The following is a 19,507-nucleotide window of genomic DNA, read 5'->3' as shown; positions in this document are numbered from 1 at the left end:
GTGAGCTCGCACGGGCGGAGGCAGTTGGTGAGTGATGGCGGTCCGGGATCAGCTACCGGCGACACTCACCTTTGCGAACAGCGGGCGGCCGCTCGGCGGCATCACGAAGCCCTGGACGCGGGAGCGGACGGCGGCGTTGGACGCGAGCTCGGCGGGGAAGATGCCGACGGCGTCGTCCCAGATCGTCTGGCCGGCCTGCTGGTAGAGCTTCGGACGGGCCGCCTGGTCGACCGACGAGCGGGCCTCGAGGAGCAGCTTGTCGAGCGCCGGGTTGCAGTAGCCGTTGCGCTTCGCGGTGCACACGTACAGGCGGGCCAGTGTGTAGTCGGCGTCGCCGGTGCCGGTCACGTTGGTCTGCAGGTTCATGTCCCAGTTGAGCTTGCCGAAGTCCTCCAGCCACTGCGCGCGTTCCTTCTCCAGCGGCTTGACCGTGACGCCGATCTTCGCCCAGTCCGAGATCATCGCCTGCGCCAGCGCGCGGATGTTCGGCCCGCCTTCGAGCGGCCACTGCATCGACGTGGTGAAGCCGTTCGGGTACCCGGCCTCGGTCAGCAGCTGCTTCGCCTTCGCCGGGTCGTACGTGTACGGCGACAGCTTCGGCGCGCCGATCACGCCCTGGGCGAGCGGCGCCTGCGCGACCGAGGCGAGATCGCCGAACAGGTCCTTCACGGTGCCTTCGAGGTTGAGCGCGTGCCACATCGCCTGCCGGACCCGCTTGTCGGTGAACGGCTTGCGGTTGGAGTTGAACCAGTCGAAGTAGTACGTCCAGCTCGGCGTCGTCGAGTACGTGATCCGGTCGCTGCCCTGCACCGAACCGACCTGGTCCGGCGGGATCTGCGTCAGCACGTCGACCTCGCCGTTCTCCAGTCCGGTGATCCGCCCGGCGACCTCAGGGATGTTGACGAACTCCAGCTTGTTCAGCTTCGGGGCGCCGTCCCAGTACGTCGGGTTCGCGGCGAGCTCGAGCTTCTCGTCGGGCTGGAACGCGGTGACCGTGAACGGCCCGGTCCCGATCGGCTTGTTGAAGAACCCGTCGGTGTCGATCTTGGCGGCCGGCCCGATGAACAGCAGCGTCAGTGAGCTGAGCAGCGTGCCGAGCGGTTTGCTGGTCTTCACCGTCACGGTCTGGTCGTCGGTGGCCGCGAACGACGTCACCGTGGAGTACAGCGGCACCAGCGGTCCGTCGAGCTTCTTGTGCCGTTCGTACGACGCGACCACGTCCTTCGCGGTGAACGGCGTACCGTCGGAGAACTTCACGCCGGAGCGGAGCTTGAACACCCACGTCGTCGGGTCGGGGTTCTCCCACGACGTGGCCAGCACCGGCACGATCTTGCCGTCGTCGACGCGGACCAGCGGCTCCATGATCTGCTGAATCGCGGTCTGCACGGCCTCCTCACCGGCGTACTTGTGGGTGTCCAGCGACACCGGGAACATCGCCGGCGCGTACCGCAGGACCTGTTCGCCGCTGCTCGGCTCACTGGCCGGCGAGCAGGCGGCCACCGCGGCCAGGGCGACGGCGCCGAGCGCCGCCGCGAATCGCTTCCTCAGCACAGGGGTTTCTCCTCAAAGCGTGTAGGTGGCGACGACCGGATGGTGGTCGGAGGGGGCGCGGCCGTCGTGGAAGAAGTCGACGACCTCACTGGACCGGGCGGCGAGCGGGCCGCGGGCGAAGATCCAGTCGATCGCCTTGGGGGGTGAGGCGAGCGGTGACAACCGGGTCCCGATCGGACCGGTCGCAACCGTCGGCACCACCGGATGGGTCACCGGTGAGTGCCGGCCGAGGGCGGTGAAGCTGTCCAGGAACCCGGCGTTGCCGAGTTCCCACTGCGGTGGGCCGATGTCGTTGATGTCGACGGTGAACAGGCAGGCGTTCTGGCCGGCCAGCCGTTCCAGGGCCTCCCCGATCGCGCGGGCCTGGGCGATCCGGCGGTTGACGTGGTCGGTCCGCTCGTCCGGGTGGCCGGGCCAGGTGAGGTGCGCCGTACTGAAGACCAGCTCGGCTCCGTCCGGCGTACGCAACCGGACCCAGAACAGGTGCGCGTCGGGCGAAAGGATGCCGACGTCCTCGGCGCCGTGCTCGACGTACGTGAACAGGTCACGCCGCCACCACAGATTGCTCTGCGTCTCCCAGCCCGCGCTCCCGTCCACGCGGTCGTGATCGGGCAGGACGTCGTCGAGCAGCTTGCGCGTGACGGGCCGGAGCTCCTGTACGGCGAGCAGGTCCGGCGGGCGGGTCGTGAACAGGCCGGCGATCGCGTCCCGGCGCTGTTCGAGGTGGAAGTCGGCCCACAGGTTGTAGGTCATGGTCACGAACGTGAAGGTCATCGGTCCGTCCCGGTCGGCACGTTGTACGCCACGAGTCCGTCGTGGCGCAGGATGGTGAGCGAGCAGTTCACGGGCGGGTCCAGCAACATCTCGGCGCCTGGCGGCAGCTGCAGCGCCGATGCCGCCGCGACTCGGATCGGCCCGCCGTGCGTCACCACCAGCACCCGCCGCACCCGCCCGCCGACCCGCGCCCCCGAGTCCGCATCAACCCCGACCCCCGCGCCGCCGGCCGTGGCTGCGTGATCGGCGAGCTCCGTTGCCGCCTCCCACACGCGCGCCCGCAGCTGCGCGAAGGTCTCCCCGCCGCCGCGGGCAACGTCTTCGCCCCGGGCGAAGGCGTCCACGACGTCCGGCTCGTCGGCGTACACGTCGGCGAAGGTCCGTCCGCCCCAGGTGCCGACGTCGATCTCCCGCCAGCGTCGGTCGATGCGGACGGACGGCTGGTCGAGGGTGTCGAGGTACGGCTGCAGTGTCTCGGTCACGCGCCGGAGATCGCTGGCGACGATCGCGTCGAACTCGAACGACTGCAGGTGGTCCGCGGCCTGTTTCGCCTGCTGCCGCCCGCGAGCGCTGAGACCCGTGCCCTGTTGGCCTTGGTACCGGTGTTCGGCGTTCCACACGGACTCGCCGTGCCGGAGGAGGACGAGTTCGGTCATCGGGCGGCTCCGGCGAATTCGGCCGCGAAGTGGCAGGCGGCGGGGTGCAGGTCGAGCCGGGCGGTCAGCTCGGGGATCTCTTGCGCGCAGCGGTCCTCGGCCTTCCAGCAGCGGGTCCGGAAGCCGCACCCGGACGGCGGTTCCGCGGGCGACGGGACGTCGCCGCCGATGACGATCTGCTCGCGGGCGGGTTTGTCCCACGGCTTCGGGTCCGGTACGGCGGACAGCAGCGCCTGTGTGTACGGGTGCAGCGGGCGGGTGAACAGCTCGTCCTGGGACGCGGTCTCGACGATCCGCCCGAGGTACATCACCGCAACCCGGTCCGAGATGTGCCGGACGACGGACAGGTCGTGGGCGATGAACAGGTACGCGAGGCCGAGGTCGCGGCGCAGGTCCTCGAGCAGGTTCAGGACCTGGGCCTGGACGGAGACGTCGAGCGCGGAGACCGCCTCGTCGCAGATCACCAGCTTCGGGCGGAGGGCGAGCGCGCGGGCGATGCCGATCCGCTGCCGCTGGCCGCCGGAGAACTGGTGCGGGTACCGCTGCGCGTGGTCGGGGTTCAGGCCGACGCGTTCGAGCAGGTCGCGGACCTCGGCGCGATGCCGGTTCCGGGGGACGACGTCGGGGTGGATCTGCCAGGCCTCGGCGATGATCTGCTCGACGGTCGCGCGCGGGTTGAGCGACGCGTACGGGTCCTGGAAGATCATCTGCAGCTGGCGGCGGACCCGGCGCATGGATGCCTTGGGTAACGAGGTCAGTTCCTCGCCGTCGAAGACGATGCTTCCCGACCGCGCCTTCTCCAGCCCGATGACGGTCCGCGCCACGGTCGACTTCCCCGACCCCGACTCCCCCACCAGCCCCAGCGTCCCGCCGGCCGGGATGTCGAAGGACACCCCCGCGACGGCCTGGATCTGCCCCACGGTCCGCCGCAACACCGAGGACCGCATCGGGAAGGAGGTCTGCAGGTCCCGTACGGACAGCAAAGGAGACTCAGTGGGCATGGGTGAGGGCTCCTTCCGGGTGGTGGCAGGCGGCTCGATGGGTGGGACGGCCGGGTAGTTGGCGCAGGTCGGGTTCGACGTCGGCGCACACGGCGTCGGCGTACCGGCAGCGGGGGCGGAAGGAGCAGCCGGAGGGGAGGGACAGCAGGTCTGGTGGGGATCCCTGGATGGGGACGAGGCGATCGCGGGGGCCGTCGAGGGCGGGGACCGACGCCATCAGGCCCGACGTGTACGGGTGGGCGCTGTGCTCGTAGACCTCGCGGAGCGGGCCCGTCTCGACCACGCGGCCGGCGTACATCAGGACCACCCGGTCGGCGACGTCGGCGACCACGCCGAGGTCGTGGGTGATGAGGACGAGGGACATGCCTTCCTCGGACTGCAACCGGGTGAGGAGCTGCATGATCTGCGCCTGTACGGTGACGTCGAGCGCGGTCGTCGGCTCGTCCGCGATCAGCAGCCGCGGCGACAGCGCGAGTGCCATCGCGATCATCACCCGCTGCCGCATCCCTCCGGAGAACTGGTGCGGGTAGTCGTCCAGCCGCTTCGACGCCGCCGGGATCCCGACCCGCTTCATCAGGTCCAGCGCCGCCGCCCGCGCCTCGCGCCGGGACGCGCCGCGATGCCGCCGGAACATCTCGCCGATCTGCGCGCCCACCCGGAAGACCGGGTTCAGCGAGCTCAACGGGTCCTGGAAGACCATCGCGATCTCCCGCCCGCGCAGCCCCTTCGCCGCTCCGGGCGCCAGCAGGTCGCGGCCGTCGTACGAGATCGACCCGCCGCAGACCCGCCCGGCCGGTTTCGGCACGATCCCGAGCAGCGCCTGGGCGGTCACGCTCTTCCCGCTGCCCGACTCCCCCAGCAGCGCAACGGTCTCGCCGGCGTCGACGTCGAACGACGCACCGTCGACCGCGGTCACCACCCCGCCGGACGTGGCGAACTCGACCCGCAGGTCGCGGACACTCAGCAACGTCATCACAGACTCCTCAGCCGCGGGTCGTACCGGTCCCGGAGCGCGTCGCCGAGCACGCCGAGCGAGATCACCAGGAAGGCCAGCGCGATCCCTGGGATCGTCGAGATCCACCACGCGTCGGCCAGGTAGTTGCGGCCGTTCGCGATCGTCACGCCCCAACTGGGCGTCGAGGCCGGGGTCCCGAGACCGAGGAAGCTCAGCGACGCCTCGGCCAGGATCACGTGCCCGATCTCGACCGTCGCGACGACCAGCACCGGCGCGACGCAGGCCGGCAGGACGCACCGCGTGACCAGCCGCCAGGTGCCGGCGCCGAGCGTCCGGGACGCGTCGACGAACTCCCGCCGCCGGGTCGCCAGCGCCTGACCGCGGGCGACCCGCGCGAACGTCACCCAGTTCGCCACCGCGAGCACGATCACCACGTTCACCACCGACGGGCCGAGCAGCGCCGCGATGAAGATCGCCAGCAGGATCGACGGAAACGCCAGCTGGATGTCGGCGAGCCGCATCAGGACGCCGTCCAGCCAGCCGCCGAAGTACCCGGCCGCGAGACCGATCGTGACCCCGATCGTCCCGGCCAGCACCAGCGTGGCCAGCCCGACCGCGATCGAGATCCTTGCCCCCTGCAACATCTGCGCGAACAGGTCCTGCCCGACCTGATCGGTGCCGAAGATCGCGAACGACCCGTCGGACAGCCGCGTGAACGGCGGCTTCAGCCGGTCCGCGGTGCGGGTACCGACCGGGTCGTACCGGAACAGCCACGGCCCGATCGCGGCGGCCACGACGTACACCGCGATCACCGCGATCCCGAACCGGATCCGGGCCGATCCGGCCCTGGTACGACGGCGCGCGACCACGGGGGCCCGCACGGAGAGCTCGACAGTCAAGGTCAGTCACCAGCCAGACGGACCCGCGGGTCCAAGAAGCCGTACAGGAGGTCGACGAGCAGATTGATCACCACGAAGATCGTTGCCACCAGCAAGATCGAGGCCTGCACGACGCCGTAGTCGCGGCGCCCGATCGAGTCGATCAGCAACCGGCCGACGCCCGGCCACGCGAACACCGTCTCGACGATCACCGTGCCGCCGAGCAGCGCGCCGAACTGCAGCCCGACGACGGTCACGATCGGGATCAGCGCGTTCCGCAGTGCGTGTACGAGGACCACGATTCCCTCGCCGAGCCCCTTTGCCCGCGCGGTCTGCACGTAGCCCTCGTGCACCACCTCGAGCAGCCCGCTGCGCGTCAGCCGGACCAGGATCGCCAGGAACGGCAGCGCGAGGGTGATCGTCGGCAGCACCAGGTGCGCCCACGTCCCGGATCCCGCACTCGGCAACATCTTCAGCCCGCGGGCGAACACCAGGATCAGCACGATCCCCAGCCAGAACGACGGCGTCGACTGGCCCATCAGCGAGAACACCGAGATCGCCCGGTCCACCCAGCTGTGCGCACGCAACGCCGCGATGACGCCGAGCGGCAGACCGATCAGCAGCGACAGCAGCAACGCGGTGGTCGCCAGCTGGATGGTGGCCGGGACCCGTTGCAGGACAAGGCTCATCGAGTCCGCGTTCAGCCGGAAAGACTCGCCGAAGTCCAGGTGCACGACGTTCGCCAGGTACGTCGCGTACTGCTGGATCAGGGACTGGTCGAGCCCGAGTTGCGCGCGCAAGGCGGCCACCTGCGCCTGGTCGGCGTCCGGCCCGAGCATGATGTACGCCGGGTCGCCGGGGACGAGCCGCAGCACGACGAAGATGATCGTGACGGCGCCCCACAGGACGAAGAGCGAGAAGAACAACCGCCGGACGACGTACGCCGCCATCAGACGCCGCTCCGCAGCACGGAGACCACGCGCCGCACCTCGTCGACGGACCCCGGCTGGATCAGCTCGGCGCCGAGCGCGCCGGCGCAGGAGCCGTCGGCGCCGCGGACCGGGACGGCGACCATCCGCGGCAGCGACGCGACCGGCCGCGAGTTGTGGGCGAAACCGGACATCCGGATCCGCTGCAAGGCGTCCAGCAGATCAGGCGTGCCGGTCACCTGGTCGACCGGTAGCGCGGAAAGGTACGCGCGGCCGAGCGCGCTGCGCCGCAGCGAGACGGCATGACCGGGCCGAACCGGTGAGCGGCCGGCGACGCTCACGGTCGGGGCGGAGCCGCCGAGCCGCGTCCCGGCCACCGTCGCACTGCCGCGCGGCGGAAGCGCGTAGTCGCCGCTCTCACGAGCGCCGCCGCCTGCGACGTCGGCGACCTGGAGCACCAGGCCGGCGCTCTTCGGCAGCGGCTTCGCCAGCACGACCAGGCGACCGAGGCGGGCTCCCAGCTCGGCCAGCGAGTGCTCCGGTGACGCCGGACGCCGCATGGCCGGGCGGAGGGCGGCGAGGCCGTCGCGGGCTGTGTAGCGATGGTCGTCGACGCGTGCGGCCAGGCCGTGCGCGCAGAACGTCGCGAGGATGCGGTGGACGGTGCTCTTGTGCAGGCCGACGGTGACGGCCAGTTCGGTGACGCCGTACGGGCGGTCCTCCCGATTGAGCTCGGCCAGGACGGTGAGGGCACGGCTCAGCGACTGCATGGTGCCTCCCAGGGAAGAGGGATGCGACCGTGAACGTTAACGGTAGCGTTAATGCACCGTAGAAGCGTGTGTTTTAGGTGTCAATAGACCATCGTTGCTCAGGGTGAAACGGCCCGTTGACGGTCAATTCCCGTGAACGTTAACTTCATCGAACATCCAACTTCTCTGGGAGGCACTGCGTGACGACATCCGACGTACGCGCCGCGCTACTGTCCGCCGATCCGAAGCTGTCCAAGTTCTCGCCGTTGCCGCGGATCCTGGCCTTCGACGAGTTCGACAGCGGCACGCACGGCTGGACCGAGCTGCTCGGCAACTACAACGGCCGCGGCGACCTCAGCACGGTCGACGACCACATGCGCGACTTCCGGCCGCCGCAACTGTCGGCCTGCAACTTCTTCGACATCGGCACGCACGGGGCGCTCAGCGGCACGTACGCGCTCAAGCTCGCCACCCGCCCGTACAAGGGCCACACCGCGGTCGCGATCCGTCGGCTCACGATGAGCGGCCGCGGCCTCGTCCAGCTCGAGACGTACTTCGCCTTCAAGTCCGAGGCGACGCTCGGCGGTGGCTCCGAGCTGGACAACTTCGGCGACGTCCAGTGGGACGGCAACACGCACCCGTCCGAGGCGCAGTTCGGCGCCTTCACGGTCGCCACCGACCTGTGCGGCGACGGCGGCCTGCGATACCACACGGTCGCTCGCTACCAGAACACCGATCTGGACAACCACTTCACCCGGCAGTGGATGGCGCCGACCGTCCCCGAGCCGACGCCGCGCGAACACTTCGAGGGCAAGGTGAAGCTGGAGTACGCCGCCGACTTCACCGCGCCGAACCCGGAGGACTGGCAGCCGTTCGGCGAGCCGCAGGAGCTCTGCTACAACGAGGTCCCGACCAAGGTGAACTGGCACTACCTGCGCTGGCTGATCGACACCGACAAGCGGCGCAACGTGGAGCTGCAGGTCAACGACCGGGTGATGGACATGCGCGACGTCCCCGTTCCGCCGTACGAGGAACGCTACGAGACGCTCGAGAACCTGCTGAACTTCTACTTCTCGGTCCGCACCCACAGCTCGGTGCGCAACTTCCTCTTCCTCGACTCCGTCCTCATCTCGGTTGATTGGTAGGCCCATGCGACAGTCCATGACGGCGGTGCTGGAACGCGACACCACCTTCGACACCCGGTTCGCCACCGAGCCCTACGAGGTCGCCTGGGCGAGTGAGGCGCGCTGGTTCGTGCAGCACGTAGGCGGCGACGGTACGGCGACGTACGTCACGCAGGTGTCCCCGGACGGGATCACCTGGTGCGACCTCGACGGCGCGGAGCACGTCGTCGAGCCGGGCAAACTGGTCAGCTGGCCGGCCGCCGGGTTCGGCCACTGGCTGCGGTTGCGCGCTAAGGTCGAAGGCTCGGTGCAGGTACGGATCCACCTGGCCGTGAAGGCGTAAGAGGGGGACGGATGACGGAGGGCCCACGGCCGCGGCCGACGTTGCGGGACATCGCGACGGCGCTCGGCCTGTCGGTGAACACGGTGTCGCGCGCGCTCGGCGACAAGGACAGCGTCAGCGCCAGCACGCGGGCCGCCGTCCAGGCCGAGGCTGCGCGGATCGGGTACGTCCCGAACACGCTGGCACGGTCGCTCGTGCTCGGCTCGGCGATGACCCTGGGCCTCGTCATCACCAACCCCTCGAACCCGTTCTACGCGCAGCTGATCAGCAGCATCGAGCTCCGGGTCCGCGCCCAGGGGTACTCGCTGCTGCTGCTCGTCACCGACGAGAGCGTGGAGAACGAGCAGCGCGCCACCGAGGCGTTGCTGCGCTCCGCGGTCGACGGCGCCGTGGTCGTACCGGTGCAGGCCGAGTGGGACCACTGGCGCCGGGTCCGGGACAGCGGGATCCCGCTGGTGTTCGTCAACCGTGACGTGCCCGAGCTCGACTGCGACATGGTCGGCGTCGACTACGAGCGCGGGTCGTACGAAGCGACCAGCCACCTGATCGCCGGCGGTGCGCGCCGCCTGCTCCTGCTGGAAGAAGACCTGCCGATCACCACCACGGCCGACCGGATCACCGGGTTCCGCCGCGCACTGGCCGACGCCGGCCTACCGGTCTCCGGCGACCTGGTCCGCACGGTGCCGACACGACGGTACGACTCGCTGGCGCTGCCCTGGCAGCCCGAGGAGGCGTACCGGTTCGCGCGGTCGCTCGACCTGCCGGACGGCATCGTCACCGGGAACGACTACTTTGCGCTCGGTCTGCTCCGGGTCCTCGCCGAACGCGGCCTCGCCGTCCCGGACGACGTCGCGATCACCGGCTACGGCGACCACCCGTACGCGGCGTACCTGCAGCCACCGCTGACCACGGTCCGTCTGCCCGCCGCCGAGGTCGGAACCACCGCGGTCGACCTGCTGCTGCAACGTCTGAAGTCCGGTGTCGAACGCCCGCGAAAGACGTTGATCCGCCCGGAGCTGGTGGTCCGGGCGTCGACGGGCGGACGCCCAACACTCACCAACCGCCAGGACCAGCCGAGTCCGGCACCCGGCTGAGCGTTGGCTCGGCAGGTGGCGCGGGGTTGGTGAGTGGCTCAGGTCCGCCTACTCCTCCAGCCAGGCGCGCACCGAGTCGTTGTGTTCGCCCAACCGGGGTGGCGCGAGGTTGGTCTCGCGGGCGCCGGCGTACGTGTTGTCGTCGAAACGCAGCGGCGGGCCGGGCAGCTGGATGGTGCCGAGCGTCGGGTGCTCGACGTCGATGAGCAGGCCCTGGGAGCGGGTCTGTTCCCAGTCGTAGACCTGCTGGAAGTCGCGGACCTTGCCGGCCGGAATCCCCTTGTCCGCAAGGCGTTGTAACCACACATCAGCCGGTGCGCCGGCGAACGCGCCCTCGATCGCCGCCGTCAGCTCGTCACGGTGCGCCACCCTCGCCGAGTTGGCCGCGAACCGTTCGTCCGCGGCGTCGAGGCCGACGATCGGGGCGAACAGCCGCCACAGTCCTTCGCTGCCGACCGCGACCTGCACGATGTCGTCCTGGGTGCGGTAGAGCCCGTACGGCGCGATCTGCGCGTGATGGTTGCCGACCCGTACGGGCAGCTCGTGCGCGACCGTCCACTTCGTGCCGTGGAACGCGTGCACGCCGACGACCGACGCGAGCAGGCTGGTCCGCACCACCCGGCCCTTGCCGGTGATCGAGCGCTCGTGCAGCGCCGCCAGGGCGCCGTACGCGCCGTACATCCCGGCCAGCAGGTCGGCGATCGGCGCACCGACCTTGGTCGGCTCGGTCTCGCCGGTGATGCTCATCAGGCCGCCCTCGCCCTGGGCGATCTGGTCGTACCCCGCCCGGCCGCCTTCGGGGCCGTCGTGGCCGAACCCGGTGATCGACAGGATCACCAAGCCGGGGTTCAGCTCGTGCAGCCGCTCGGTGGAGAAGCCGAGCCGGTCCAGGACGCCGGGCCGGAAGTTCTCCAGCAGGACGTCGGCCTTCCGGACCAACTTGGTCAGGAACTCCTTGCCCGCGTCCGACTTCAGGTCCGCGGTCACCGACTCCTTGTTCCGGTTCGCCGACAGGTAGTACGTCGACTCGCCGTCCACGAACGGCGGACCCCAGCCGCGGCTGTCGTCCCCGCCGTCCGGCGTCTCGACCTTGATCACCCGCGCGCCGAGATCCCCCAGCATCATCGCCGCGTGCGGACCGGCCAGCGCCCGGGTCAGATCGACGACCACAACATCGGAGAGAAGGTTCTGCACGAGGTCGAGAGTAGGCGAGGACGCCGCGGCGGGCCGTGACGCGACTCTCAGGCGATCACCTTGCGCGCCAGGGACGCGAGGCGGTGCGTGACGTCTCGGGGACGCTCCTGCATGAGCATGTGGCCGGCGCCCGGGTAGATCCACAGGCGGGCGCTCGGGAGTTGCGCGGCGATCCGGTTCGCGTGCCGCGGCGGGAGCAGCCGGTCGCGGGTGCCGTGCATGACCTCGACCGGCAGTTCGTCGAGCACCTTCAGCGCGTGGTCCAGATCGTGGTGCAGGATCGCGTCGAAGAACCCGCCGTACGACGGACCGGGCACGACTGCCAGATCCGACAGGAACAACTCCACTTCCGCCGGATCCGGCCGTTTCCCGAACACCAACCGCCGCAAGCCGGCTCGCTGCACCCGAGCACTCACGGCTCGCGCCACCGCGCGCCCTCGCGCGGAGCTGCGGCCGGCTCCCGCCGTACCGGACCCGGCTGTCGTCGCCGCCCGCTCCACGGCGGCCGCGGCTTGCTCGGCCATCGCTGCCGTCGACACCGCCGGCGACGTGGCTGCCCGCCGTGCCGACCGGCGGTCGACGCCGGCGCCGACCAGGTTCATCGCCCGCGGAGCCAGCACGGCGGCCGCCGGCTCCAGGCGCTTGGGAAGTCCGAGGGCGCCGGCAGTGATATGCCCGGACGACGTGCTGACCAGCGCGGCCGCGCGGATGCGGTCGCCGAACAGCTCCGGGTGCCGGTCGGCGAGCGCCATCAACGTCATCCCGCCCATCGAGTGACCGGCGTACACGACCGGGCCGTCGCCGACGACGGAGTCGAGCACGGTGACCAGGTCGTCCGCGAGCTGCTCGATCCGCGTCGACCCCGACGGGGCCGCGTCCGAGCGTCCGTGGCCGCGGTGGTCGTAGGTGACGACACGGACGGCGTCCGGCCCGAGGATCTGCGGCAGTGTCTCGACCTGGTTGTGCCACGAGCGTGTCGAGCACGTCCACCCGTGCACCAGCAGCACCGTCACCGGCGCGTCGGCCGGCCCGGCGACCTCGACGTTCAGCCGTACACCGTCCGGCGTCGTGACCCTGGAGCGCTCCAACTGGATCGTCACGCAGACTCCCGTTCCCGTTCACCTTCGGCCAGGTGGGCCGCTCGCATCCGCCCGCCGCGGGCGCCGCGCCCGACCAGCCAGGCGATCCCGATCACCTCGAGCAGTCCGACCACCGCGAGCAGCGCGTACCCGGCGTTCCACATCCATCGTGGCACGTCGGTCCGCTCCTCGCGCCTCAGCACCTGCTGCTCGTCGACGAACTCGACCGGCTGCCCGTTCGACACCTGGATCGCGGGCTTCTCGATCGCCGCGTCCTCCGGCGCGTACACCCAGCTCGCCACCATGTCCCGCTGCCCCTGGTGCAGCCGGATCATCGACTTCCACTTCCCGTACATCGGCAGCGGGTCCGCCGACCGGTACGTGCCGTCGGCAACCTTCTCCATCGGGTGGAAGGCCAGCCCGCCGCCCTGCCAGGCCAGCGCCTCGAACCAGCGCGCGCCGTCGGCCGCATCGGCCGGCGTGAGAGTGATCGTGACGTACGCCGTCGGCTCGGCCCCCGTGGCCACCCGCTCCAACGACACGACCCCCGACACGCCCGCGTCCGCAGTCCGCGGCACGCAGAAGAACACCGTCGCCACCACCGCGACCAGTCCGGCCGCACCCAGTTGATGGGTCCGCCGGACCGCGACCGGGCGAAGGTGCTTGATCCCGACCGCCCGCTCCTCGCCGGCCACCTCGGCGTACCGGGTCGCGAGCCAGGCTCCGATCAGGCCGGCGCCGGCGCCGACGACCACGCCGTACCCGATCGCGGACGGCAGCATCGACGGCGGCCAGGCGATCGGCATCCACACGTGGCTCCAGGCGTATTCCGCGACCACGCCGACGGTCCCGATCAGCAGGCCGGCGACGGCGCCGAGGCGGAAGCGGTTCTTGTTGCCGAGGGCAAACGCCACGGCCTCGACGAGCAGCGCCTCGACGACCAGCAGCGGGAAGTGCCCGACGATCTCGCCGAGCGGTTCGGCCACCGCCCAGGCGATCCCGCCGCGGATCACCAGATACACGGCGAGCGCGCCGAACGTCGTCCCCGGACCGCGCCGCGCGCGCAGGATCGTGAAGGCCATCGCGGCGCCGAACACGATCAGCAGCGGCTGCAGGATCAGCGGGAACTGCGGTACGCCGTAGTTGAACTCGGTGCTGAACAGGTCCCAGGCGATCAGCAGCGCGCCGACCGACACGATCTCCTGGAACAGCCGGCGCTTGTTCGGCCCGACCAGCTGCTCGACCTCGGCGATCGCGAGCAGCCGCGCGAAGATCGAGAACACCACGCCGCCGATCATCAGCAGGTGGGTCGGTCCCCAGAGCGTGACGTCCTCGCCGAACAGCCGGTGCCAGACGTCGTCGAGCGGGAAGCCGACCAGCGCGAACGTGCCGCAGACCGTGACGAGCGCCGCGCTGCACGGGATCCGCCAGCCGCGACTGAGCTTGATCGTCCGGGCCGGCAGCGGCTTGCCGGCGAGCGCGATCGGCAGCACGCCGGACACGATCACGCCGAGGATGCCGAAGAAGATCGGGTAGTGCGCCGGCGTCCCGAACGGGCCGGTGTCGCGCCCGCGGTCGATGTGCACCGCGATGTCCCACCAGACCCCGAACGCGCAGGCGAGCAGCGAGACGGCATGCGGGTACGGCGTCAGCGCGGCCCATCGGGGGACTCCGTCCAGTCTCCCGATGGTGTCCGCGAACCGTCCTACCAGCGTGACGTGGCCGGTGCGTTCGCGCCACAGCAGCACGGCGAGTGCGAGGTAGAGCACCGACACGACGCCGGTGACGATCGCGATCTGGTCGAACGTCGCCGTACCGGTGGTCGCCAGCGGGATCGCCATCGAACTCCTTCACGACATGAGACATGCGCCATGATGCATGTTACATCTACTATGTAACGTGGAGTCTGGAAGACTGTCAAGGGTGGATGAGGAGCTCACTGTCGACCAGCTCGCCGCCAAGGTGGGTATGACGGTCCGGAACGTGCGTGCCTACGCCGGGCGGGGGCTGATCCCGCCGCCGCGGCTGGTCGGCCGGACGGGGTATTACGGGCACGACCACATCGCCCGGCTGACGCTGGTCCGCGAGCTGCTCGACAAGGGCTACACGCTGGCCGCGGTCGAGCGGATGATGGGCGAACTGCCCGACGGCGCGATGGCGCTCGGCGTGTTCGAGACCCTGGTGAACCCGTGGACGCCGTCGGAGCCGGAGGAGCTCGACGAGCTCCAGCTCGCCGAGCGAGCCGGCGTACCGCACGACCCGGCGGTGATCGAGCAGATCGTCGAGCTCGGGATCGCCGAGCGGCTCGACGACGGCCGGCTGCGGATCCCGAACCCGGATCTGCTGCGCACCGGTCTCGAGGTGATCAAGCTCGGCGTCCCGATGCAGGCGATCTTCGAGATGCTGCCGAAGCTCTTCGCGCAGGCCGACGCGGTCGCCAAGACGTACGTCGAACTGTTCCGCTCGACCGTCTGGCGCGACTTCACCAACGCCGGCATGCCGGCCGACGGCTGGCCCGAGATCCAGCGCACCCTCGAAGGCATCATCCCGCTGGCCGGTCAGGCCCTGGTCGCCGCCTTCCGCGAGGCAATGGCCCGCGAGATCGAGATCGTCGCCTACGAGGAGCTGGGCCTCGACCCGAAGACCCTGCCGTCTACCGGGTAGCCTCGCTCACCCCGAGCAGCCGCTCGACCCGCGCGGCGACTCCCTCGGCGGTGGTCTGACCGTCGAGGTAGCGCCCGTACCAATGCACCAGACTCGTTGCCTCGCGCATCAGTTCGAGGCCGGGCAGCGCGGCCAGCTCGGCATCGGTCAACGGGAACGCTTCGAGGTAGCCGCGCTGGAACGCCGTACTTGGGTGGCCGACCTCCCCGAAGAAGTACCTGCCGACCGCGAGATCCAGGGCGCGGTAGCCGAGGCCGGCGGTCTCGAAGTCGAGGATCGCGGTGACGCGGTCGCCGACCATCAGCACGTTGGTCAGCGCGAAGTCGCCGTGAATGATCTGCTGCGGGAGATCGAGCAGCGGCCCGATGCCGGCGAGGATCGGGGCGACCGCGGGCAGCGCGTCGAGCACGACGTCGAGGTTCGGCACTCTTGGATGCACCGTCGTCAGGTCGCCGTTCCACACCGGTGACGGCGGCAGGTCGGCCGGGTTCAGCTCGGCTAGTGCTTTGTCCAGCTCGCCCAGCGCGCGACCGCACGCCTCGGCGCGGGCGGTGTCGCCGCGCGCCGGGTGCTCCCCCGGGATGCGCCGGCTCAGGCTCGCCAGGACCGGTTCGCCGTGGATTTCCCCGCGGACCGCGGTCTCGCCGTCGGCCGGCACCGGCGTCGGTACGGCGAAGGGCAGGCCGGTTACTGTCTGCAGTACCGCGTGCTCGTACGTCGGCGGGATCGCGTTGCGGTGGATCCGGAGGACGAACTCCTCGCCGACGTAGTAGCCGGTGTTGTTGGTGCCCTCGGTGAGCGGGCGAACGTCTTGCCCCTGAAGGCCCCAGCGCCGCAGCAGAGTGTCCACCTGGGCATCTTTCCTACGCTTTTCCATACTCCTCTCCATACGCCGAAAACTGTCCATGCTCCCCGGTAGCGTCCCTTAGTGAACCCGGAGTCGAGGCCGGGTGCGGTTAGGGACTCGGATAGGTAATCCTCCGCATGTGTGAACCGGACCTCATGCGGGAGCGTATAGCTACCAGAACAGACCGGCAGGAGGAAGACGATGCGACAGCTGCAGATTCGTCGGCGCCCCCGCATCACCACGACGCGCCGTCAGACCCAGACCCAGACTCTCGACCTGCGGACACCGTCCGGCCGCAAGCTGCCGTTCTGAAAGCCGATCGTCATGAAGCTCCGACTGCATGTCCACCACGTCCGCACCGGCGGCTGGTGTGCCGACATCGACGACGACAACGACCGGCAGCCCGACGACCCGTACTGGTGCGTCGCCGACTGGCCGACCCTGGAATCCGCCCTCACCGCCGGCTGCGCCCGCCTCGCCGAGCTGACCAGCACCACGACACCGTCCCGCGTCAGCGGCTACTACGAACCGGCCCTGGCCGCCTGAACCACGGCCACCGAACCAACGGCCACTGAACCAACGGGGAACGGGGAGGCCCGGCGAACCGCAGGGGGTTTGCCGGGCCTCACTTTTCGCTGATCCGCTCCCACCGGTCCGCCGGAAGGTCGCCGAGGTCGGCGTCCCAGTCGTCCTCGTCGTCGGGAAGAGTCGACTCGTTGCGGCGGGCGATGCGGAGGAAGGCGGCGATCAGGAGGATCGGGCCGAGGACCATCGCGGTCTCGGGGATGCCGCCCAGGTGCATCGCGATCATGAGGCCGTCACCAACGCGATCCCGCCGGCCGTGAAGGCGACCATCGCAGCCAGCATCGGGTACTGCGCCCGCCGCAACTGCCGGCGGCGGAACAGGCCGGTCGCGCGATCATGCGCGGACACCACCCCGAGGACGTGTCCGAGCACGATCGCGCCGATCTGGACCCCCGCGATCAGCCCGGTCCCGAGGAACGCGTAGTCGATCGGTGTCCCGTTCGTCCCGAGCAGGTCCCAGCCGCGCCCGAACGGGTCGGTCGCGAGCAGCCAGCCCGCCTGCCCCTGGAACAGCGCGAACGAGAAGTAGTGCGCGACGGCATACCCGATCGCGATCGGCACCAGCGAGTGCACGAACGCCCCCGGCAATCCGGCGGCCCCGACCGCGCCGGCCCGGATCCGCGCCGAGCCTGTCGTCCGAGCGGCCAAGAGGAAGACAGCGGTGACGACCGCGACCGCGGCGATCAACCCCAGTGTGTACACGGGAATGTGCGGGAGATCGCCGGTCAGCCGCGTCCACACGGACCAGCGGGAGATCCCGTCGAAGGCCGTCGACCCGAGCAGCAGGCAGAGCAACCCGACGATCCCCGGCTGCTGCGGCATCGTCGCCAGTCCGGCCAGTGGGTTGCGCAGCTCGAGCCGGCCGCGGCCGTCACGCCCGAGCGGGCTCAGCCGCGCGAGCACCTCGGCGTACACCTCGAAGCTGTCGCCGGTCCCGAACCAGGCCGGGCCGTAAACGATGCCTGCGGCAACGTTCAGCACGGCGTACGTCGTGGCGAAGATCGCGACCACCCGCGGGTCGGATCCCTCCGGGTACACGAGTTCCAGCCACAGGAACCCGGCCAGTCCGGCGACGGCCGGCCAGTACGCGATCCCGCGGGGCAGCGGCCGGTACGACGTGCGCCGTACGACGCCGGCGATCGTCCGTAACGGGTTCGCGAGCCGCCAGATCGGGCCGCAGAGCAGTGAGAGCGGGATGATCCCGACCCAGATCCACACGTACAGCCAGGTCGGCGCCGGGTTCAGCGACGGGTCGCCGAGCCAGGCGGCGCCGAGCAACAGCCCTAGCAGCGCCAGCCCCACCACCTTGAGGACGACGCGCGTCGCCGGGGCGTCGACGATCCGGGTGAGGACGCCGAGCGGCCGACCCACGGTCCCCTCGAACCGCGGACGCGACCAGAAGGCAGCGAGCGCGAAGAACGACACCGCGACGGCGGCGCCGGCGGAGTAGATCGCCAGCCACAGCGGCACCGGCAGGTCCCCTCGACCGCCGATCCCGTGCAGCGGCAGCAACTGCACCAGCACGCGCGCCGCCTCCGATCAGTATCCGACCGATCGAATGTAACACGCACGATGTCACATAGAAAGCGTCTGATACTCGCCGGGATCGAAGTGTCGGGTCAACTGCCGGAACCGGAAGGTGAACGACGGCCACAGGGTCGTGTTGCGACCCTCCGAGTCCAGGTACCAACTGGTGCAGCCGCCGCGGGTCCAGACCGTGTTCCGCATCGACGAGCGGACCCCGTCGACGAACGCGCGCTGCACGTCCCGCCGTACCTCGACCTCCCGGAGGCCGTGCACGTCCATGGTCTTCAGCGCGTCGAGGATGTACGCGATCTGGGACTCGATCATGAACACCATCGAGCTGTGGCCGAGGCCGGTGTTCGGGCCGATCAGCATGAAGAAGTTCGGGAAGCCGGCGATCGCGGTGCCGAGGTGCGCCTCCATGCCGTCGGCCCAGGCCTCGCGCAGCGAGAGGCCGTCACGGCCGTGCACCATGTCCATCACCGGCAGGTCGGTGACTTTGAAGCCGGTGCCGTAGATGATCGTGTCGACCTCGTGCTTCACGCCGTCGGCGGTGACGATGCCGGTCGGCGTCACCTCGGCGATCCCGTCGGTGACCACCTCGACGTTCGGCCGCGCGAGCGCCGGGTAGTAGTCGTCGGAGATCAGCACGCGCTTGCAGCCGAGGGTGAAGTCCGGCGTCAGCTTGGCCCGCAGCAGCGGGTCGCGGACCTGATGCGCGAGGTGCTTCTCGGCCACTTTCTGCGCCTGCTTCATGATCGCCGGCAGCTTCGCGAACCCGAGCACCATCGACTCGCGCCCCCAGTAGATCCCGGCCCGGACAGCCTTCTGCACCAGCGGGAAACGGCGGTACACGGCCTTCTCGGCCGCGGTGATCCTGCGGTCCGGCCGCGGCATCACCCAGGGCGGCGTCCGCTGGAACAGGTGCAACTCCTCGACCTCGGGCTGGATCGCCGGCACGAACTGGATCGCCGAGGCGCCAGTGCCGATCACGGCGACCTTGCGACCGCTGAGGTCCAGGTCGTGGTTCCAGCGCGCGGAGTGGAAGACCTCCCCCTCGAAGTCCTCGATACCGGGCAGCTTCGGGTACGACGGCTCGGCCAGCGGTCCCATACCGGACAGCAGGATGTCCGCGGTGAACGTCTGCCGGTTCGTGGCGATCTGCCAGCTGCCGTCCTGCCAGCGCGCCGACTCGACGGTGTTGCCGAAGCGGATGTGCGGGCGCACGCCGTAGGAGTCGGTGACGGTACGCAGGTAGTCCTCGATCTCGGGCTGCGGCGAGAACGTCGACGACCACTCCGGGTTCGGGGCGAAGGAGAACGAGTACAGGTGCGACGGCACGTCGCAGCGGCAGCCCGGGTAGGTGTTGTCGCGCCAGGTGCCGCCGACATCCTCGGCGCGCTCCAGGACGACGAAGTCCTCGTAGCCGGCCTGCTTCAGCCGGACCGCCATCCCGATGCCCGCGAACCCGGTCCCGATCACCACGATCCGATGCCGCTCGCCCATGAGGTTCTCCAGCCCGTTGTCGGAAACCACTCGGTCGGAACTTACTCGTAGTAA

Annotated in this window: 20 protein-coding genes; 5 read left to right on the top strand and 15 right to left on the bottom strand. The window is 70.1% G+C overall.

What is annotated here, in order from left to right; all coding sequences use genetic code 11:
- Nucleotides 1-48: 48 nt before the first annotated feature.
- Genes ABZX12_RS25925 through ABZX12_RS25890 form a run of 8 tightly spaced genes read right to left on the bottom strand, consistent with a single transcriptional unit; the run spans nucleotide 49 to nucleotide 7,514 of the window.
- Nucleotides 49-1,551: an ABC transporter substrate-binding protein gene (locus ABZX12_RS25925; RefSeq protein ID WP_355697119.1), complete on the bottom strand. Its 1,503-nt coding sequence runs from the start codon at nucleotides 1,549-1,551 to the stop codon at nucleotides 49-51.
- A 12-nt stretch (nucleotides 1,552-1,563) separates the two neighbouring features.
- Nucleotides 1,564-2,325, bottom strand: coding sequence for an endonuclease/exonuclease/phosphatase family protein (locus tag ABZX12_RS25920; protein ID WP_355697117.1), 762 nt, complete (start codon nucleotides 2,323-2,325; stop codon nucleotides 1,564-1,566).
- Nucleotides 2,322-2,981 (bottom strand): histidine phosphatase family protein, encoded by a 660-nt coding sequence (locus tag ABZX12_RS25915; protein ID WP_355697115.1) that lies wholly within the window; start codon nucleotides 2,979-2,981, stop codon nucleotides 2,322-2,324. The genes ABZX12_RS25920 and ABZX12_RS25915 overlap by 4 nt, the downstream gene beginning before the upstream one ends.
- Nucleotides 2,978-3,982, bottom strand: a complete 1,005-nt coding sequence (locus tag ABZX12_RS25910; protein ID WP_355697113.1) for an oligopeptide/dipeptide ABC transporter ATP-binding protein — start codon at nucleotides 3,980-3,982, stop codon at nucleotides 2,978-2,980. The genes ABZX12_RS25915 and ABZX12_RS25910 overlap by 4 nt, the downstream gene beginning before the upstream one ends.
- Nucleotides 3,972-4,955 (bottom strand): ABC transporter ATP-binding protein, encoded by a 984-nt coding sequence (locus ABZX12_RS25905; RefSeq protein ID WP_355697111.1) that lies wholly within the window; start codon nucleotides 4,953-4,955, stop codon nucleotides 3,972-3,974. Before ABZX12_RS25905 ends, ABZX12_RS25910 begins: the two co-directional genes overlap by 11 nt.
- Complete coding sequence (locus tag ABZX12_RS25900; protein ID WP_355697109.1) at nucleotides 4,955-5,836, bottom strand: ABC transporter permease; 882 nt, start codon at nucleotides 5,834-5,836, stop codon at nucleotides 4,955-4,957. Before ABZX12_RS25900 ends, ABZX12_RS25905 begins: the two co-directional genes overlap by 1 nt.
- Before the next feature lie 2 nt (nucleotides 5,837-5,838).
- Nucleotides 5,839-6,765: a nickel ABC transporter permease gene (nikB, locus tag ABZX12_RS25895; protein ID WP_355697107.1), complete on the bottom strand. Its 927-nt coding sequence runs from the start codon at nucleotides 6,763-6,765 to the stop codon at nucleotides 5,839-5,841.
- Nucleotides 6,765-7,514: a helix-turn-helix domain-containing protein gene (locus tag ABZX12_RS25890; protein WP_355697106.1), complete on the bottom strand. Its 750-nt coding sequence runs from the start codon at nucleotides 7,512-7,514 to the stop codon at nucleotides 6,765-6,767. The genes nikB and ABZX12_RS25890 overlap by 1 nt, the downstream gene beginning before the upstream one ends.
- A gap of 179 nt (nucleotides 7,515-7,693) precedes the next feature.
- Between ABZX12_RS25890 and ABZX12_RS25885 the strand changes: the two genes are divergently transcribed.
- From ABZX12_RS25885 to ABZX12_RS25875, 3 genes are read left to right on the top strand one after another with little or no spacing between them, the layout of a single operon-like run.
- Nucleotides 7,694-8,638, top strand: coding sequence for a DUF6772 family protein (locus ABZX12_RS25885; RefSeq protein WP_355697104.1), 945 nt, complete (start codon nucleotides 7,694-7,696; stop codon nucleotides 8,636-8,638).
- 4 nt (nucleotides 8,639-8,642) lie between these two features.
- Nucleotides 8,643-8,960, top strand: coding sequence for a hypothetical protein (locus tag ABZX12_RS25880; RefSeq protein ID WP_355697102.1), 318 nt, complete (start codon nucleotides 8,643-8,645; stop codon nucleotides 8,958-8,960).
- Nucleotides 8,961-8,971: 11 nt separating this feature from the next.
- Nucleotides 8,972-10,054 carry a LacI family DNA-binding transcriptional regulator gene (locus ABZX12_RS25875; RefSeq protein WP_355697100.1) on the top strand — a complete coding sequence of 361 codons (1,083 nt, stop codon included), beginning with the start codon at nucleotides 8,972-8,974 and terminating at the stop codon, nucleotides 10,052-10,054.
- A gap of 48 nt (nucleotides 10,055-10,102) precedes the next feature.
- Here ABZX12_RS25875 and ABZX12_RS25870 read toward each other — a convergent pair whose 3' ends face one another.
- Genes ABZX12_RS25870 through ABZX12_RS25860 form a run of 3 tightly spaced genes read right to left on the bottom strand, consistent with a single transcriptional unit; the run spans nucleotide 10,103 to nucleotide 14,168 of the window.
- A complete protein-coding gene (locus tag ABZX12_RS25870; RefSeq protein ID WP_355697098.1) occupies nucleotides 10,103-11,248 on the bottom strand; it encodes a CoA transferase in 1,146 nt (381 codons plus the stop codon).
- Between the two features lie 47 nt (nucleotides 11,249-11,295).
- The gene (locus tag ABZX12_RS25865) at nucleotides 11,296-12,348 is read right to left on the bottom strand and encodes an alpha/beta hydrolase (RefSeq protein WP_355697096.1); all 1,053 of its coding nucleotides are present in this window, start codon (nucleotides 12,346-12,348) and stop codon (nucleotides 11,296-11,298) included.
- The gene (locus tag ABZX12_RS25860; RefSeq protein ID WP_355697095.1) at nucleotides 12,345-14,168 is read right to left on the bottom strand and encodes a hypothetical protein; all 1,824 of its coding nucleotides are present in this window, start codon (nucleotides 14,166-14,168) and stop codon (nucleotides 12,345-12,347) included. The genes ABZX12_RS25865 and ABZX12_RS25860 overlap by 4 nt, the downstream gene beginning before the upstream one ends.
- A gap of 82 nt (nucleotides 14,169-14,250) precedes the next feature.
- On the opposite strand from ABZX12_RS25860, the gene ABZX12_RS25855 reads away from it, so the two are divergent.
- Entirely contained in the window at nucleotides 14,251-14,991 is a 741-nt protein-coding gene (locus tag ABZX12_RS25855) for a MerR family transcriptional regulator (RefSeq protein WP_355697093.1), read from the top strand.
- On the opposite strand, the gene ABZX12_RS25850 is transcribed toward ABZX12_RS25855, so the two are convergent.
- A complete protein-coding gene (locus tag ABZX12_RS25850) occupies nucleotides 14,981-15,841 on the bottom strand; it encodes a phosphotransferase (protein WP_355697091.1) in 861 nt (286 codons plus the stop codon). The genes ABZX12_RS25855 and ABZX12_RS25850 overlap by 11 nt on opposite strands.
- A gap of 321 nt (nucleotides 15,842-16,162) precedes the next feature.
- Here ABZX12_RS25850 and ABZX12_RS25845 point away from each other — a divergent pair, with 321 nt between their 5' ends.
- Nucleotides 16,163-16,384, top strand: coding sequence for a hypothetical protein (locus tag ABZX12_RS25845; protein WP_355697089.1), 222 nt, complete (start codon nucleotides 16,163-16,165; stop codon nucleotides 16,382-16,384).
- A gap of 79 nt (nucleotides 16,385-16,463) precedes the next feature.
- On the opposite strand, the gene ABZX12_RS25840 is transcribed toward ABZX12_RS25845, so the two are convergent.
- The 3 genes from ABZX12_RS25840 to ABZX12_RS25830 are packed head-to-tail and all read right to left on the bottom strand — an operon-like array spanning nucleotide 16,464 to nucleotide 19,453.
- Nucleotides 16,464-16,649, bottom strand: a complete 186-nt coding sequence (locus ABZX12_RS25840) for a hypothetical protein (protein ID WP_355697087.1) — start codon at nucleotides 16,647-16,649, stop codon at nucleotides 16,464-16,466.
- On the bottom strand, nucleotides 16,646-17,947 hold the full coding sequence (locus tag ABZX12_RS25835) for a hypothetical protein (RefSeq protein WP_355697085.1): 1,302 nt from the start codon (nucleotides 17,945-17,947) through the stop codon (nucleotides 16,646-16,648). The genes ABZX12_RS25840 and ABZX12_RS25835 overlap by 4 nt, the downstream gene beginning before the upstream one ends.
- 51 nt (nucleotides 17,948-17,998) lie before the next feature.
- A complete protein-coding gene (locus ABZX12_RS25830) occupies nucleotides 17,999-19,453 on the bottom strand; it encodes an NAD(P)/FAD-dependent oxidoreductase (RefSeq protein WP_355697197.1) in 1,455 nt (484 codons plus the stop codon).
- Between the last annotated feature and the right edge of the window lie 54 nt (nucleotides 19,454-19,507).

The sequence above is a fragment of the Kribbella sp. NPDC003505 genome, assembly GCF_040610875.1.
In the GTDB taxonomy this organism is placed as follows: Bacteria; Actinomycetota; Actinomycetes; order Propionibacteriales; family Kribbellaceae; genus Kribbella.
The sequence above is the reverse complement of the archived record's forward strand: the minus strand, read 5'-3'. Positions and strand labels throughout refer to the sequence as shown.

Bases quoted from the DNA above. Each gene is read 5' to 3' on its own strand.
- ABZX12_RS25920 (WP_355697117.1), bottom strand. From the start codon at position 2,325: ATGACCTTCACGTTCGTGACCATGACCTACAACCTGTGGGCCGACTTC.
- ABZX12_RS25915 (WP_355697115.1), bottom strand. From the start codon at position 2,981: ATGACCGAACTCGTCCTCCTCCGGCACGGCGAGTCCGTGTGGAACGCC.
- ABZX12_RS25910 (WP_355697113.1), bottom strand. From the start codon at position 3,982: ATGCCCACTGAGTCTCCTTTGCTGTCCGTACGGGACCTGCAGACCTCC.
- ABZX12_RS25905 (WP_355697111.1), bottom strand. From the start codon at position 4,955: ATGACGTTGCTGAGTGTCCGCGACCTGCGGGTCGAGTTCGCCACGTCC.
- nikB (WP_355697107.1), bottom strand. From the start codon at position 6,765: ATGGCGGCGTACGTCGTCCGGCGGTTGTTCTTCTCGCTCTTCGTCCTG.
- ABZX12_RS25890 (WP_355697106.1), bottom strand. From the start codon at position 7,514: ATGCAGTCGCTGAGCCGTGCCCTCACCGTCCTGGCCGAGCTCAATCGG.
- ABZX12_RS25880 (WP_355697102.1), top strand. From the start codon at position 8,643: ATGCGACAGTCCATGACGGCGGTGCTGGAACGCGACACCACCTTCGAC.
- ABZX12_RS25875 (WP_355697100.1), top strand. From the start codon at position 8,972: ATGACGGAGGGCCCACGGCCGCGGCCGACGTTGCGGGACATCGCGACG.
- ABZX12_RS25860 (WP_355697095.1), bottom strand. From the start codon at position 14,168: ATGGCGATCCCGCTGGCGACCACCGGTACGGCGACGTTCGACCAGATC.
- ABZX12_RS25845 (WP_355697089.1), top strand. From the start codon at position 16,163: ATGAAGCTCCGACTGCATGTCCACCACGTCCGCACCGGCGGCTGGTGT.
- ABZX12_RS25840 (WP_355697087.1), bottom strand. From the start codon at position 16,649: ATGATCGCGATGCACCTGGGCGGCATCCCCGAGACCGCGATGGTCCTC.
- ABZX12_RS25830 (WP_355697197.1), bottom strand. From the start codon at position 19,453: ATGGGCGAGCGGCATCGGATCGTGGTGATCGGGACCGGGTTCGCGGGC.